The following is a 15313-nucleotide window of genomic DNA, read 5'->3' as shown; positions in this document are numbered from 1 at the left end:
TATAGTATAATTTTAGGTTATTAGTTACCATTTTATTATTCTTAAGGATGTGTCTATAATGAGAATTAAGGCTTATTTTTTGCGTTTTATCGCGCTGGTTTTGATTGTTTTGTTGGGTTTTAGCGCTTGTAAAAATTCCCAAAAATCTCAAGATTCTCAAAACAATACCCCACAAGAAAATAGCCCTAAAATCTACACCGCTATGGATTTGAATAACCAAGAATACACGATTATGGGCGATTTAGATTCCCTAAACATCAGCCCGGATTCCAACACCCCTACCCTATTAGTTTTAAGCGCTTTAGATAATTCTTTAAAAGATTACGCCCCCAGCTTTAACATCTTAAAAAAAACTTTTAAAGATCGTTTGAGGGTGCTTATTTTACTCAATAAACCCTATTCAAGCGATGCAATCAAAGACTTTAGCGCGCGTTCTCAAGCTGATTTGATGATTTTAAACCCTAAAGATACCGCTCTTTTTGATCATTTAAAGTATGACGCTTTAAACCATTCTTTTAACATGCTCTTATATCACAAACACCAATTGATTAAAATGTATCAGGGGATCGTGCCAATAGAAATGCTCCAATTTGATATTTCCCACTTAAAGGATTAAAAATTATGTTTAATTTTTTCAAAAAAATTGTCAATAAAATTAAAGGTGAAGAGGCTAAAGAAAAAAAGCGCCAAAGCGTTTCTAAGGAGGAATTAGAAGAAATTTTGATTGGCTTTGACATCCAATACGATTTGATAGAAAGCTTGTTAAAGCATTTAGGCGATTTAGTTACGCCCAAGCAATTAGAAGTCGCTTTATTGCGTTTTGTGCGTGGGGAAAGCTATTATGATAAAACCCGCCTAAAGACTATCACCACAAAACCCTTAGTGCATTTGATCGTGGGGGTTAATGGGGCGGGTAAAACCACAACGATCGCTAAATTAGCCAAGCTCTCTTTAAAACAGCATAAAAAAGCGCTTTTAGGGGCAGGCGATACTTTTAGAGCGGCCGCAGTCAAACAGCTGCAGTTATGGGGCGAAAAACTTAACATTCAAGTCATTAGCGCTAAAGAAGGGAGCGATCCAAGCTCTCTAGCTTATAACACCATAGAAAGCGCGATCGCTAAAAATATAGATGAAGTTTTTATAGACACCGCCGGGAGGCTGCACAACCAAACCAACCTTAAAAACGAGCTTTCTAAAATCGCGCGCACCTGCTCTAAAGTTTTAAAAGACGCCCCCTTTTATAAATTCCTTATTTTAGACGGCACGCAAGGGAGTTCTGGGCTCACGCAAGCGAAAATTTTCCATGAGACTTTGGCGTTAGACGGCGTGATCATGACTAAGCTTGATGGCACTTCTAAGGGTGGAGCGATTTTAAGCGTGCTGTATGAGTTGAAATTACCCATTCTTTATTTAGGAATGGGCGAAAAAGAAGACGATTTGATCGCTTTTGATGAAGAACGCTTTATAGCAGACTTGGTTGATGCGGTGTTTGTGGAGCAATAAATTCTAAATTATTTCTTAAGAATAACCCTGAAGCTCTTATTTATATGGTTTGCTTCTTGCAAAGCGTTACAAATCTCTGCGTTTTTGGCATAAAACTCCTTAAGCGGAATGTGGGAATAAAGCTTTTTGCACGCTTCATCAACCCTGCAAATTAACGGGTGCGATTCATAAATCTTGCACAGATTGGTTTCTGAATCCAAAAACTTGCACACCCCATTGCCAGCATCAAACCCAATAAGCTCAATAATCCCAGCGATATTTTTACAGCACAGCCCGCAAGAGGTGCAAGGGAAACGATTAAGGGTTGTTTGCTTTTTTGATTCTTCCATGCTCGCTTCTTTATACCCTCTCTTTCACGCCCTTTTTTCCTCTTTTAAAGCCCCGCAGTCTTAAGAAGTCTTATCGTCTCTTAGAATTTCAAGCTGTGCCTGCCTAAAACTAATATCACGCAAGCTATAATGCCCATTTTCTAAGCTATCCGTCTGATCTCGCATGAGAATGAGTGCGTTTTTTGCTTTTTCGTTAAGCTTTTGGTGTTCGTCCATGATAGGCACTTTCAAAAAAGCGCTCAAAGTCATAAGGGTTGAAACGGTAACGCTGAGTTGATCTTTTTCTTTTTGATTGTAATGTGAAACATCATAGTTATGCTTTTTCATCGTAGCGATTGCTTCTTGAGAAAGCGAGAAAAACAGTGCGTCAAATTTTGTGATCTGCCTAGTGAAATACATCGCCATTTTTTCAATAGCTTGAAACTGATCAATCATCACAACCGCTTCCTCAAATCTCACTCTGATCTCTTCGTAGCGAGCCTTAGCATTTTCTAGCTTTTTTTCCATTTCAGCGGCTCTCAAAGCTCCAAAAATAGCGAGTGCGGGTCCGGCTAAAAGCCCCATACTTCCAACTATACCTCCAGTAGCCAAACCAAATCCCACAGAGAAATTTCCCACAGCATTTCCAACAACACCAAAGGTATCAAAAGAACTCATCTTGAGATTTTTATCAATAATTTTTAGTGTATCTGACACACAGAGAGTTGGATATTTTCCATGCTATCTTTTTTGTTGCTAAGTTCAAATCCTTTTAATTGATTAAAATGATGCGAAAATTCTGAAATTACTTGATTTCTAATATAGCACTTTTTCTCTTCAAATCTCGCAAGAGCAAACTCGCAATCAGAAGCCACAGCTTTAATAACTTCTTCTGCTTCCTCTAGCAAATCATTGCCTTCATTGATATACTTAATATATTCATTGGTCTCTTCGCTGAGAATGTCTGCATCAACTTTTTTTTAACTCCGTATCCTGCTGCCGCTAGGGCCACTCCAGCTGCTATAATAAATGGCAATGGCATGTTTTATCCTTTATGTGTTTATGATATTTCTTAAAGCTTCTAGATTTTCATCAATGCTTTTTTGAAGCTCAGATAACACGGCTTTCTTTTGTTCTCTTGATAAATCGCTTGCATCAATAAGATCTTCATGGCGGTAGATAAGGCTGAGCGTTTGACCAATATCAATAATTTCTTCAATAACGCCATCTTCAATCCCATGCGTTCTAGCGGCTTGTGCGAATTTCTCACGATCTCTTTGACTGAAAGAACCACCACTTTCTAACGACTTCAGCACTTTGGTTAAGATCACACTTTGACCCATATCTTTTTGTTCTTCCATGATTTCTCCTTTAAATTTCTATTTTTCCACCATTATTCATGAGTTCCAAAAATTCTTGGGTATTATTAAACAAGGGCTTTTGACCTAGTCTTTCTTGAATCTTATTATTGACTCCTATGGCCAAATCCGCATCCCCTGTATAACTTGCTCTCCAAAGCTCGTCAAAACTCTGATTGAAAAACTTGGTAGTTTCATGAAAATATCGCTCAAACACCTCCTTAAATTGATTTTGATACACCTCTAACAGCTTGATAAGCACCACATCCTTTGCATCCTTCATGGCTTGATCGAACGCTTCTTTGGAATCCTTGCCATTTCCAACATATTCATATAAATTCATCAATAATAATGGTGCAAATTTTATAAGCATTTTGCTCTCTGTAATATCCACCCCTGCTTCATGAGAGCTTTGTAACGAAATATTTTGCATGTTTTCTAACATGAATTACCCTCTCTTTAGCGGTGTTAATAGGTGAGATTTAAAAAAAGCGAGAAATTTGGGGGATTTTAAAAGGTTTAGGGTAGGCTTATAAGTAACCCCCCCCCCCCCCAGAAAAGCTAGAAATAAAAAGACTAGGACTAAAAATGCTAGGGATAAAAAACGCTAGGACTTTTTCCATAAGGCACTCCTTATTGTTTGATCCTAGCCACTATAACCAAAAATCCTAAACAAACCGCCTTATTTTTATAAAAAGGTTTAAAATAATAAATATTTTACGCCCCTACCCCCCTGTGTAGTAAAACGCCCTTGTGGGAGTTTCGCTGTTTTTATCATTCCACATGTTTTTTTCTGGTTTATTGATGATGGATTGTTTTAAAAGCCTTTTCATCATTTTTGTATCTTTATTGATGATCGCCTCTTTAGCGTTTATGGCGTCTTGATAGTATAAGCATGGGCAGATCTTGCCATCAGAAGCCAAGCGGATACGATTGCAAGATTGGCAAAAATCATCGCTATGCGGAGCGATAATGCCAAATTGATAGCCATTTTCTAGCGTGTAGATTTTAGAAGACCCTTGTTTGGGTTTTTCTGTTTCAATGATTTTGTATTTTTGAGCGATCAAATCTAAAATTTCTTCCTCTTTCAAGCCTTTAACCAAACTTTTAGCATGCGTATTTTCCATAAATTCAATGTAGCGGATTTGTATATGCTTGTTTTTTGCGTATTCTAAAAGTTCTAAGATTTCATCATCATTAACGCTTTTTATCACAACCGTGTTTAATTTGAGTTTTAAACCCACTTTTAAGGACTCTTCAATCCCTTCTAGCGTGTTTTTAAGAGCGTCTTTTTGAGAGATTTTTAAAACCCTATCGCTTTTTAAAGAATCCAATGAAACATTCACTCGGGATAACCCGGCATTCTTTAAATCCTTAGCCATTTTTTTGAGTAAAAAACCATTAGTGCTTAAAACTAACGCTACTTCCTTATTGTAGGCGTGCAGTTTAGCGATAAATTCGTCTAAACCCTTGCGTAATAGCGGCTCCCCACCCGTGATTCTAATTTTTTTAACGCCCTCATCAATGGCGATTTTAAGAAATTCTAAAACATTATCCAAAGGCAATAATTCTTCATCATCAAAAAAATCTAATGGCGTAGCAGGCATGCAATACTGACACCTGAAATTGCATTGTTTGGTTACAGAAACCCTAATATAGTCAATAACCCTATTAAAACTATCTACTAACACTCCCTTTATCCCTTATGCCCTTTTATTTAAGCTTTTAGTGTAACATAATAAACCATAACTTAACAACATTAAACAAGGACAAATCTTTTGAAAAACCCTATCATTGATAACATTCCTTGCGTTTTACTGGCTGGGGGCAAAAGCTCTCGTTTCATCATCAATAACGTTCCAATCAATAAGGCTCTCATGCCTTTAAAATCGTATTCTAGCCTTTTAGAATACCAATACTCGCGCCTTTTAAAACTTTTCAAAAAAGTCATTATCAGCGCTAAGAAATCGTATGAATTAAACGCTCCCTATCTTTTAGAAAAAGAGAGCGGTCTTTTTTCACCCCTTTTTGGCATTTATAACGCTTTTTTAACGCTACAAACCCCTTATATTTTTTTTATCCCTATAGATGCACCTTTAGTGTCCTTTGAAAGCATTAAAACCCTTTGTGGGATTCAAAACTTTAGCGTAGTCTATGCTAAAAGCCCCACAAAAGAACATTATTTGATTTCTTTGTGGCATCAAAATACCCTTAACGCTCTTTTTTACGCTCTTAAAACGCAAAATTATCGCTTGAGCGATCTTGTGAAAAATACCTCTTCAACCGCTATCCATTTTGATAAAGAAGAAGAATTTTTAAACCTCAACACCTTAAAAGACTATGAATTAGCCGTTCAAATTTTAAAAGAGAAATCAAATGGCTGAAGAAGAAAAAACCGAACTCCCTAGCGCGAAAAAAATCCAAAAAGCCAGAGAAGAAGGCAATGTGCCTAAGAGCATGGAAGTGGTGGGGGTTTTGGGGTTATTAGCCGGGCTAATGAGTATTTTTGTTTTTTTTATCTGGTGGGTGGATGGCTTTAGCGAGATGTATCGCCATGTGTTGAAAGATTTTTCCCTAGATTTTAGCAAAGAAAGCGTTCAAGAGCTGTTTAACCAACTGGCTAAAGACACTTTTTTATTGCTTTTACCGATTTTAATCATTCTAATGGTGGTGGCGTTTTTATCTAATGTCTTGCAATTTGGCTGGCTCTTTGCCCCTAAAGTCATTGAGCCTAAATTTTCTAAAATCAACCCTATCAATGGCGTCAAAAACCTTTTTTCTTTAAAAAAGCTCCTTGATGGGAGCTTGATCACTTTAAAAGTTTTTTTAGCTTTTTTCCTGGGGTTTTTCATTTTTTCCTTATTTTTAGGGGAATTAAACCATGCGGCTCTTTTGAATCTGCAAGGCCAGTTGTTGTGGTTTAAAAGCAAGGCGTTATGGCTCATTTCTTCGCTTTTATTTTTATTTTTTGTCTTGGCTTTTGTGGATTTAGTGATCAAGCGCCGCCAATACACTAACTCTTTAAAAATGACTAAACAAGAAGTTAAAGACGAATACAAACAGCAAGAAGGGAACCCAGAAATCAAAGCCAAAATCCGCCAAATGATGGTAAAAAACGCCACGAATAAAATGATGCAAGAAATCCCTAAAGCCAATGTCGTGGTTACTAACCCCACCCATTATGCCGTCGCTCTCAAATTTGATGAAGAACACCCTGTGCCTGTGGTGGTGGCTAAAGGCACGGATTATTTAGCTATTAGGATTAAGGGCATCGCCAGAGAGCATGATATAGAAATTATAGAAAATAAAACGCTCGCTAGAGAGCTTTATAGGGATGTGAAATTAAACGCTGCCATACCAGAAGAATTGTTTGAAGCGGTGGCGATAGTCTTTGCTCAAGTGGCTAAATTAGAGCAAGAACGCCAAAAACAAAAGATCATTAAACCTCTTTAAGATTTTTTAAACCCGCTTTTAAGCCCCAAAAAGACACTCAATCAAAGACACTCAACCAAAAAACTTTAGCTATCCCTACTTGAGCTTTAAATTTGATGCTCCAAACGCCTTAAAGTGTTATGGATGTATTCTAAAAGCCACCCTAACAAGCCTAAAAAGTAAAAACCCAATCGCATGCCATAGTATTCTTTAGTTTGAATGAACATGCTAGAGCATAGCACCACCACGCTAAGCCCCACAATCAAAATAAGCGTGTTAGCGTATTCATACAACCCAAAAAGGCGTTTATGATAGATTAAAACCAGTATCAATAAAATAAGAGCGAGTGTAAAAAGGGAAAAATCCACGCAATCAGACACACTTAAAAACCTAAAACTCTGTAAAGAAGAAGCAAAAATCCACACGATGCAAATATTCATAGAGGGCAAGAAAGATTGCTTCATGCTAGCCCCTAAAAAACGCCACAATAAAGTCGCTAACAGCGCAAAATAGAAAAGATAAAGCACGATTAAAGAATGTTTAACAGGAAAATTCCAAGCGTAGAAAGAAAGGCATAATATCCCTACGCAAGCGCATTTTTGGCGCGTGAGGGTGAAAGGCTTTAGAATAAGCACAAGCAGATAAATTAAAGAAACGCCTATTAACCCCAAGTAATCTAATTTGACAATGAAATCATAAACATGGTTTTCAAACAAAAAAAACAATTGCGAAAAATCATTGCTAAAATGCGAAAACAACAAAGTTTCCACATTGAACAAAAACAACAAAAAAAATAATGAAGAAAAAACGACTTTATGCGTGTATATTTTTTGATAAAAATTCATCTACAACCTAATCATTGCCTAATCATTCTTGCTGAAGAAACTATCAATGCCATCAGCAATGCCCTTAGCCAAGATCTTTTGATACGGTTTGCTTTGGATGCGTTTAGATTCTATCGCATGGGAATTATAACCAATTTCTATTAAAATTGAAGGCATTAAAGCCCCGGCTAACACCCAAAAAGGCCCCTCCCTAACACCCCCATCCACCACATCAGGGTAATTTTTGCGAACACTTTGGAGCATGCCGTATTGCACATCAATCGCCAGTTTGTTAGAGACAATCAATCGCTGCGTGTTCAATGAATTTAAAAATAAACTTTTAGAAAAATAATCCATCAAATTCACATCGTCTTTATTTTCTTGCTCAGCCACTTTCCTAGCCCTTTCACTCCTTGCGGTGGATAAAAAATAAGTCTCTATGCCATGGGCGTTAGAAGTGGAGCGCTTGGGGACGGAATTGGCATGCACTGAGATGAATAAATCCGCGCTTTTTCTATTGGCTAATTCCGTGCGCCCCACTAAATCAATATAAACGTCCTTATCCCTTGTCAATAAAACGCTATAGCCTCTTTTTTTAAGCTCTTTGTATAAAAACTTCACCACTTCTAAAACAATGTCTTTTTCACACACTAAATTCGCGCTCATCGCCCCGCAATCTTTCCCCCCATGCCCGGCGTCTAAAACGATCTTTTTGTGTTTTTTGCGCTTGGTTTTGATGAAAGCATCATTTTTTTCTGCTATAAAAACTTGGTTCTTGCTCTCATTTTCTGCTTCTTTTTTAAGAATTTCTTTTTTAGCGCTCCTTTCGTTCAATGGAAAATGTGCGTGTTTTGAGCGCGCATGCTTAGTTGGCGTTTTCTCTTTAGTATCTTTAGACTTTTTAGCCTCTTTTTTAATGGGCTTAGGGGCGGGTTTTGGCGTTGTGTGTTTGAGTGCATGGTGTTTGGGTGGTTTTAACACCATTTGATGCCTAATTAAGGGCTTTTTCTCCACGATAGAAACATAGAGCTTGTCTTTAAGGATTTTGACTTCATAAGTCATCTTAGGAGCGTAGCCGATAACCACTCGCGCCAATTTAGGGCTGAATTGCGCGATCGTGATAAAAGATTGCTTGGAAAATTGGTAATGCTTTTTAGGAATGGTTAGAATCGCTTCTAATTCCAAATAACTCTTAAAATTTTTGAGCGAAACTTCTTTGAATTTTTTAACTTCTTGATTGAACACAATTTTAACACTGCTAGAGCCAAAAGGCACAATGTTGGTAATTTTAAGGGTTGTAGCACAAGCAAAATGCAACCAAAAAAGACATGCAACAACCCCTAACCTCACAAGCACTACAAATTAACCCTCTGTAAGCTCTTTGATCAATTCATGCACGCTGATAATCTTATCCACTCTATAGCCATTAGCCCCGGTAAAATAAAGCCCCTCTTCTCTGTTTCCTAAATAACTGCGCCCCAAGCCATCAGCGATACAATAGCCCACTTTTTTAGCCTCTTCACCCCTGTTACAAGGCGCTACACAATTGCTCACGCATGCGATTTTAGGCGCGTTACCCTCTTCAATGCGCTTGATCACCCCCGTGTTAATAGCCCTAGCCGGATAGCCTACAGGCGATTTAATGAGTAAAATATCTTCTTTTTTGAGCGTGGGCAAAAGATCGGCATACGCTTTAGCGTCGCATTCTTTCGTGCCTAAAAAACGAGTCGCCATTTGCACCCCACTCGCTCCAAGGCTTAACATGGTGTCTATATCTTTCCTGTCCCAAATCCCCCCAGCGGCGATGATAGGGATATTCCCCCATTCTTTAGAAGCTTCCACGACTTTAGGCACTAAGTTTTCTAATCGGAATTCTTCTTTGAAACAATCTTCGTATTTAAAGCCCTGATGCCCCCCACTCAAAGGCCCCTCTACAATGAATGCGTCCGGGATTCTTTTATAGCGATCGCTCCATCTTTTACAAAGGATTTTTAAAGCCTTCGCTGAAGAAATAATAGGGATGAGTGCCACATCGCTAAAATCCTTAGCGAATTCAGGCATGTTGGTGGGCAAACCAGCCCCTGTAATAATAATGTTCGCTCCTGCTTCACAAGAGTCCCTTAAAACACGGCCATAGTCATTGATAGCGTATAAAATATTCGCTCCTAAAGGGTTGTTCCCGCAAATCTTCCTAGCGTTTGCAAAAATCTCATTCAACGCTTTTTTGGAGTAAAAATTCAAGGCTTCAAAGGGTTTTTTAGCCACAATCCTTTCTACAAAACGCATGTTTTTATAATAACCAGTCCCTACGGCTGAAATCACTCCTAAAGCCCCTTCTTTGGCAACATTTCCAGCTAGTTCATCCCAGCTAATCCCCACACCCATTCCCCCTTGAAAGATAGGGAATTTTATGGTGTGCTTACCGATTTTTAGCGGTTTGAGTGTTGATACCATAGCTCTTTCCTTAATATTAGTTAATATTTAATTTCATAAATCTTTTCTTACCAAGCTGTATAACATAATTTCCTTTAACAAAACGATAACTCTCATCTTTTATCACTTCTTGATTAATCTTTACCCCTCCCCCTTGAATATCGCGCCTGGCTTGTGAAGTGGATGGGCAAAAGCCAATCTGTTTTAAAACATCTAAAACCCCAACCCCTTCATCAAAATCGCTCTCTGATAAAATTTCGGGCAAAAGGTTTGTGCTAAACACTTTAGAAAATTGCTCTTTAGCCTTAATCGCTTGTTCATTATCATAATAACGAGCCACGATTTCACCAGCGAGATCTTCTTTAACGGCTTTAGGGTGCAGGGTTTGGTTTAAAATACCATGTTTTAAGTCTTCAATTTCTTCTAAAGTCTTAGCGCTCAAAAGGGTGTAATAGCGCCACATAAGATCATCGCTCACGCTCATGATCTTCCCAAACATCGCATTAGGCTCTTCAGTGATCCCCACATAATTCCCCAAGCTTTTACTCATTTTTTGCACCCCATCAAGCCCCTCTAATAAAGGCATGGTAATGACAGACTGCTCTTTATTCAAGCCATAAGCCCGTTGCAAAAAACGCCCCACTAGCAAATTAAACTTTTGATCATTGCCCCCAAGCTCAATATCCGCATCCATCGCTACTGAATCATAGCCCTGCAACAAAGGGTATAAAAATTCCACGATGCTAATGGGGCGATTTTCTTTATAGCGATTAGTGAAATCGTCCCTTTCTAGCATTCTAGCGACTGAAAACTTCGCGCACAATTCTATCATGCCCTTTGCGCCTAAAGTATCCAACCAAGCGGAATTAAAGCACACTTCGGTGTGTTGTTGATCTAAAATTTTATAGATCTGCTCTTCATAAGTTTTAGCGTTTTCTAAGACTTGCTCCCGGTTTAAGGGTTTTCTCGTTTCATTTTTCCCTGTAGGATCGCCTATCATAGCGGTAAAATCCCCAATCAAAAACTTGACCCTAGCCCCATATTGCTGCAATAAAGCTAATTTTTGGATCAATACCGTATGTCCTAAATGCAAATCGGGAGCGGTAGGATCAAACCCGGCTTTAACGATAAAGCGTTCATTGGTTTCATAATATTTCCTCACCAGCTTCTCAATATATTCTAATCCAATGATTTCATTAGCGCCTCTTTTGATCTCTTTTAAGGCGGTACTGATTTTTTGTTCCATGTTTATTCCTTAATTAGGGCTTATTATGACTCATAAGCGTCATCTAGACTGGATAATTCTACAATCCTATCCTGATATTTGCGATTGATTAAGGCTCTGATCCAATCCGCCTTATCTGTGGCTATTTCAAAACTCACTTCGCAGTGGCTAGAATACTTGTCTTTATAGCCTAAGTAAGACACGCCCACAATGTTGCATTCATTCCTGTTTAAAAAAGTTAATAAACCCGCTAAAACCGACTTTTTTTCGCCCAAATAAAACATCATTTTATAAATCGTTCGATCCCGCTTGTGCCATTCTATATAAACCATAGGCACTTTAGCATCCACTTCCGCCATCGCTTTTTTGCAAAATTTATGGTGCGCAATCGCTTTTGGATCTTTTAAATCCGTTACAATCGCAATGATTTCATCGCCATATTTAGGGTAACAACAATCATTCAACAACACCTGTTTGATTTCTAAAGCGTTGCTTGAACAAACGCTAAAATGTTCTAATTCCTTACACTGCCACTGCCGGTTTGGGGCTAAAAAATTCAAGACATTGGTTTTAAAACCCAAATACCTTAAACCTCGAGTCCATAAACTCATCTCTTGGTATTCTAAAATCGCATCTTCTTTTAAAGAAAACACCTTATTTTCAATTTCTTCAGTGAGTTTGGCTAAATTTTCAAAGCTTTTCATCGCTTCTGTTAAAGTGGTCTCCACCCCACAATCGGTTAATCTTTCTTCAAAATTTTTATAATCTTTTAAACCCACATCTTCAAAAACAGAACGCCCAAAAAAAGTCGCTAAGATATTAATCATGCTTTTAGTGTCAATTTCTTTCAAGCGGTTTCTTCTTTGGATGCGCAAATGGTTTTTAGCCTTAGAAGTTTTAAGCTGATCCATCCAAATGAAACGAGGTATTATTTTATCGCCTTTAACGATTTTAACCACATCCCCGCTTCTTAATTCCTGATTGAGTAAGGCTTTTTTACTATTGATATAGGCGTCCGTGGCTTTATCGCCCAAATCGCTATGCACCATGTAAGCAAAATCTAACGCAATCGCTCCTACCGGTAAGGTGTAAGTGTCCCCATGAGGCGAAAAAACGACAATATCTTCACGATACAAGTCGTTCTTAGCGAGTTCGTAAAATTCCTTAGGGTCGTTTTTTAGATCGCTGTCATGGTACTTAAAATTTTGCAACCACCTCATGCCCTCATGATGATCTTCATGATCCACGCCCCCAGCTTTATACTTCCAGTGGGCTGAATTACCATACTCCGCCCCCATATGCATATCAAAGGTGCGAATCTGCACTTCATAAACAGAAGATTCATCAAAAATGGTCGTGTGTATCGTCTTATAGCCATTTTCTTTCGGTAAAGCGATGTAATCTTTAAAACGAGAGACAATGGGTTTGAAATTCAAATGGATAATCCCTAAAACTTTATAGCAATCAATCGGGTTTTTCAATAAAATCCTAATGGCTAACAAGTCCAAAATTTCATCAATATTAACCGCGCCCTTTCGTTGCATCTTAAGATAGATAGAATAAGGGCGCTTCACCCTTGTAACGAGTTTGAAATCCGAATGGCTAAACCCGCTGTCAAAAAGTTTTTTTTCTAACTTGCTCGCAAAAGCGTTGAGTTTTAAGAGCAAAGACTGCTTGTTTTTGTGCAAATATTCCTTGATATTTTTATACTCTTCTGGATAAATATAATAAAAGCTCTTGTCTTCTAATTCATTTTTGATTGAAGACATGCCCAATCGGCTCGCTATGGGGGCATACACCGCTAGAGTTTCTTTAGAAATACGCACCTGCTTGTCATGAGGCAAGGCGTCTAAGGTGAGCATGTTGTGCAACCTGTCGCTAATTTTTACCACTAAGGCTCTTGGATCTTGTATCGCGCTAATAAGGATCTTTCTGAAAGTGAGCGCTGAAACCACCATTCTGGGATCTTGAGAGCTCACTCCTAACTCTTCTTTCCTGATTTCAGTGATTTTAGTGAGCGCATCCACTAAATTAGCCACATCTTGCCCAAATTCTTGCTCAATCGTTTCAATCTTACAAGGCGTGTCTTCCACCACATCATGCAAAAGTGCAGCACACACCATCGCCTCATCGCCCCCGCAAAACGCTACCAAGCTTGCCACACAAATAGGATGGACAATATAAGGCTCGCCGCTTTTTCTGTATTGCCCCTTATGGCTTTTGGTCGCTAAATTTAGGGCGTTTTCAATTTTGGGCGTGAAATCAATTAAAGTCCTTAAGATTTCAATGCCGCCCTTTGGGGTCGTAACTTTTTTGATAACATCCAAAATCCGTAAGAATCCGATATCAACGGATTTATCAATTTCGTTCATCTATCCTGTCTATATCAATTTTCCCTTCAGCGATTTCTCTAATGGCAATATCCACTAATTTATGGCGTTTAGGGTCCATATTCACTAAAGTTTTGGCTCCGGCGTTTAATTGTTTCACCCGAGCGAAAACTAAATTATCTAGCATGTAGCGGTCGTTCCCAATATTTTTTAAGGCTTGAGCGACTAAACTCTCTGTTCTCTCTTTTTTCAAACTGATCCTTTTATTTTGAGCTCTATCCAATTTTAAAGGGCTTATTTTACCATAGAAAATACGCCTTGTTGGTGCTTGATCACTTGCAATAAATTCCCTTTTTTGAACATGTTACACACCACAATGGGGAGCTTATTGTCTTTAGCTAAAGAAATAGCGGTATCGTCCATCACTTCAATATCCCCTATCAAGGCATCGTTATAGCTTAAAGTGTCTAATTTCTTAGCGTCTTTAAATTTGTTAGGGTCTTTATCATAAATGCCATCCACTTTAGTCGCTTTAATGATTAAATCCGATCCAATTTCAATCGCTCTTAAAGTGGCAGCCGTATCCGTAGTGAAAAACGGGTTTCCCGTGCCTGCGCCAAAAATCACCACCCTACCCTTTTCTAAATGCCTGATCGCTTTTCTGTAAATGTAACTTTCACAAATTTCTTTGATTTCAATCGCGCTCTGCACTCTTGTGTCTAAGCCGATATGTTCTAAAGCTTCTTGCATCGCTACCGCATTAATCACGGTGGCTAACATGCCCATATAATCCCCACTGGTGCGCCTGATAATCCCCCCTTGAGCCGCGCTAACCCCCCTAATGATATTGCCTCCACCAATCACAATACCCACTTCAATATCGTTTTCCACTAAACTTTTGATCTCTTTAGCGATGTGATCTAACACATGAATGTCAATCCCAAACTGGTTGTCCCCAGCTAACGCTTCCCCAGAAAATTTCACCAAAACCCGTTTGTTTTTTATCTTTGCTTGCATGATCCCTTCTTAATTAATTAATAAAATTTTAATAAAACTTGTGATTGTAACCTAATCTTGCTTAAAAACACCCTTTCTGAATTTTAAGCCCACATTCCCAGCGAATCACTAAAACCTCTTGGGTTTTTGAATGCGTTTGAACAACAATTCACGATAGAATGCTTTAAGGCCTGATTGTTCCTTTTTGCCTAAAGTGTAGTAAATTTTTTGCAAATAGTTTAAAATATCTTGGCGTTTCAAGTTGGTTTTTAAAGCGGCTTCTTTAAGGATGTAGTAAGGGATTTTTGTTTTTTGATGTTTGAAAGCTAAAGACAAACGCTTGTAAAAATCCTTGTTTTGGTAATAACACAAACGCCCAAAAACAAACGGCAAGCGTTTTTTTTCATACCAAAGAGCGGCTAAATCTATAAAATCTTTTTTAGGGTTGGAATAATAAAATTGCAGCGCTTTATTGCCGATTAAAACTTCGCCCTTTAACCCTAGAACTTGAGAGAGGGCGTTTGAAGAAGCGCTTTCTTTGTCAAAAGCGTTTTTTGTATCCACAACCAACACGCTTAAAACTTCTTTATAAGCGACAATGCCTAGAGAATGGGAATGGAGAGCGAATGAATAACCAGCGATAGAAGAAATAAACCCCGCATCAATACGCCTGAATAAAAAACTCTTATTGAGTTTGGAAGGGTAGGTTTTTTTAAGCCGTAAAAATTGTTTGAAATAACAAGGGGTGGGGTAGGATTTGATAAACACATCAAAAGGGAGCATGTTCAAATAATCAATTTTACCAAAACGCACTTAAAATCCTTTTTTGCATCGCATGGTAGCTAAAGTTTCTTACAACTTAACTAAAAGTAAAAAGAGTTTTGTTATCATGGGGCAAATGATT

Annotated in this window: 15 protein-coding genes and 2 pseudogenes; 4 read left to right on the top strand and 13 right to left on the bottom strand. The window is 38.3% G+C overall.

Going from position 1 to position 15313, the window contains the following annotated elements; genetic code table 11:
- The first annotated feature begins 58 nt into the window (after nt 1-58).
- Nucleotides 59-616, top strand: a complete 558-nt coding sequence (locus tag QT76_RS00630) for a hypothetical protein (protein ID WP_033616136.1) — start codon at nt 59-61, stop codon at nt 614-616.
- 5 nt (nt 617-621) lie between these two features.
- The gene (ftsY, locus tag QT76_RS00625) at nt 622-1503 is read left to right on the top strand and encodes a signal recognition particle-docking protein FtsY (protein ID WP_033616135.1); all 882 of its coding nucleotides are present in this window, start codon (nt 622-624) and stop codon (nt 1501-1503) included.
- Nucleotides 1504-1511: 8 nt separating this feature from the next.
- Here the strand turns inward: ftsY and QT76_RS00620 are convergent, their stop codons facing one another.
- From QT76_RS00620 to moaA, 5 genes and pseudogenes are all read right to left on the bottom strand, one after another.
- Complete coding sequence (locus tag QT76_RS00620; protein WP_033616134.1) at nt 1512-1832, bottom strand: YkgJ family cysteine cluster protein; 321 nt, start codon at nt 1830-1832, stop codon at nt 1512-1514.
- 60 nt (nt 1833-1892) lie between these two features.
- Nucleotides 1893-2719: pseudogene (locus tag QT76_RS07870) on the bottom strand (sortase).
- A gap of 144 nt (nt 2720-2863) precedes the next feature.
- Nucleotides 2864-3172: a hypothetical protein gene (locus QT76_RS00605; RefSeq protein WP_033616131.1), complete on the bottom strand. Its 309-nt coding sequence runs from the start codon at nt 3170-3172 to the stop codon at nt 2864-2866.
- Nucleotides 3173-3182: 10 nt separating this feature from the next.
- A pseudogene (locus tag QT76_RS08695) lies at nt 3183-3428 on the bottom strand (hypothetical protein); the annotation flags it as partial.
- A 466-nt stretch (nt 3429-3894) separates the two neighbouring features.
- Entirely contained in the window at nt 3895-4860 is a 966-nt protein-coding gene (gene moaA / locus QT76_RS00595; protein WP_033616129.1) for a GTP 3',8-cyclase MoaA, read from the bottom strand.
- An 87-nt stretch (nt 4861-4947) separates the two neighbouring features.
- On the opposite strand from moaA, the gene mobA reads away from it, so the two are divergent.
- Together mobA and flhB are read left to right on the top strand one after the other, a co-directional pair.
- Entirely contained in the window at nt 4948-5553 is a 606-nt protein-coding gene (mobA, locus tag QT76_RS00590) for a molybdenum cofactor guanylyltransferase MobA (RefSeq protein ID WP_033616128.1), read from the top strand.
- Nucleotides 5546-6622: a flagellar biosynthesis protein FlhB gene (gene flhB, locus QT76_RS00585; RefSeq protein ID WP_033616127.1), complete on the top strand. Its 1077-nt coding sequence runs from the start codon at nt 5546-5548 to the stop codon at nt 6620-6622. The genes mobA and flhB overlap by 8 nt, the downstream gene beginning before the upstream one ends.
- Before the next feature lie 86 nt (nt 6623-6708).
- Here flhB and QT76_RS00580 read toward each other — a convergent pair whose 3' ends face one another.
- The 8 genes from QT76_RS00580 to QT76_RS00545 form a co-directional block, all read right to left on the bottom strand.
- Nucleotides 6709-7446 (bottom strand): hypothetical protein, encoded by a 738-nt coding sequence (locus tag QT76_RS00580; RefSeq protein ID WP_033616126.1) that lies wholly within the window; start codon nt 7444-7446, stop codon nt 6709-6711.
- A gap of 18 nt (nt 7447-7464) precedes the next feature.
- Entirely contained in the window at nt 7465-8781 is a 1317-nt protein-coding gene (locus tag QT76_RS00575; protein ID WP_033616125.1) for an N-acetylmuramoyl-L-alanine amidase family protein, read from the bottom strand.
- Between the two features lie 6 nt (nt 8782-8787).
- Complete coding sequence (gene fabX / locus QT76_RS00570; protein ID WP_000255243.1) at nt 8788-9879, bottom strand: decanoate oxidase/trans-2-decenoyl-[acyl-carrier protein] isomerase FabX; 1092 nt, start codon at nt 9877-9879, stop codon at nt 8788-8790.
- A 16-nt stretch (nt 9880-9895) separates the two neighbouring features.
- Nucleotides 9896-11104 carry a tyrosine--tRNA ligase gene (gene tyrS / locus QT76_RS00565; protein WP_033616124.1) on the bottom strand — a complete coding sequence of 403 codons (1209 nt, stop codon included), beginning with the start codon at nt 11102-11104 and terminating at the stop codon, nt 9896-9898.
- A 23-nt stretch (nt 11105-11127) separates the two neighbouring features.
- Nucleotides 11128-13455: a RelA/SpoT family protein gene (locus QT76_RS00560; RefSeq protein WP_033616123.1), complete on the bottom strand. Its 2328-nt coding sequence runs from the start codon at nt 13453-13455 to the stop codon at nt 11128-11130.
- Nucleotides 13442-13666, bottom strand: coding sequence for a DNA-directed RNA polymerase subunit omega (locus QT76_RS00555; protein WP_000712202.1), 225 nt, complete (start codon nt 13664-13666; stop codon nt 13442-13444). The genes QT76_RS00560 and QT76_RS00555 overlap by 14 nt, the downstream gene beginning before the upstream one ends.
- A gap of 41 nt (nt 13667-13707) precedes the next feature.
- Nucleotides 13708-14430 carry a UMP kinase gene (pyrH, locus tag QT76_RS00550; protein WP_001148056.1) on the bottom strand — a complete coding sequence of 241 codons (723 nt, stop codon included), beginning with the start codon at nt 14428-14430 and terminating at the stop codon, nt 13708-13710.
- A gap of 108 nt (nt 14431-14538) precedes the next feature.
- Nucleotides 14539-15222 carry an MqnA/MqnD/SBP family protein gene (locus tag QT76_RS00545; protein ID WP_033616122.1) on the bottom strand — a complete coding sequence of 228 codons (684 nt, stop codon included), beginning with the start codon at nt 15220-15222 and terminating at the stop codon, nt 14539-14541.
- Nucleotides 15223-15313 lie beyond the last annotated feature (91 nt).

Origin of the sequence: Helicobacter pylori SA37A (assembly GCF_000476015.1) — a bacterium.
Taxonomy (GTDB): Bacteria; Campylobacterota; Campylobacteria; order Campylobacterales; family Helicobacteraceae; genus Helicobacter; species Helicobacter pylori_DB.
This window is presented reverse-complemented; position numbering and strand designations above follow the sequence as displayed.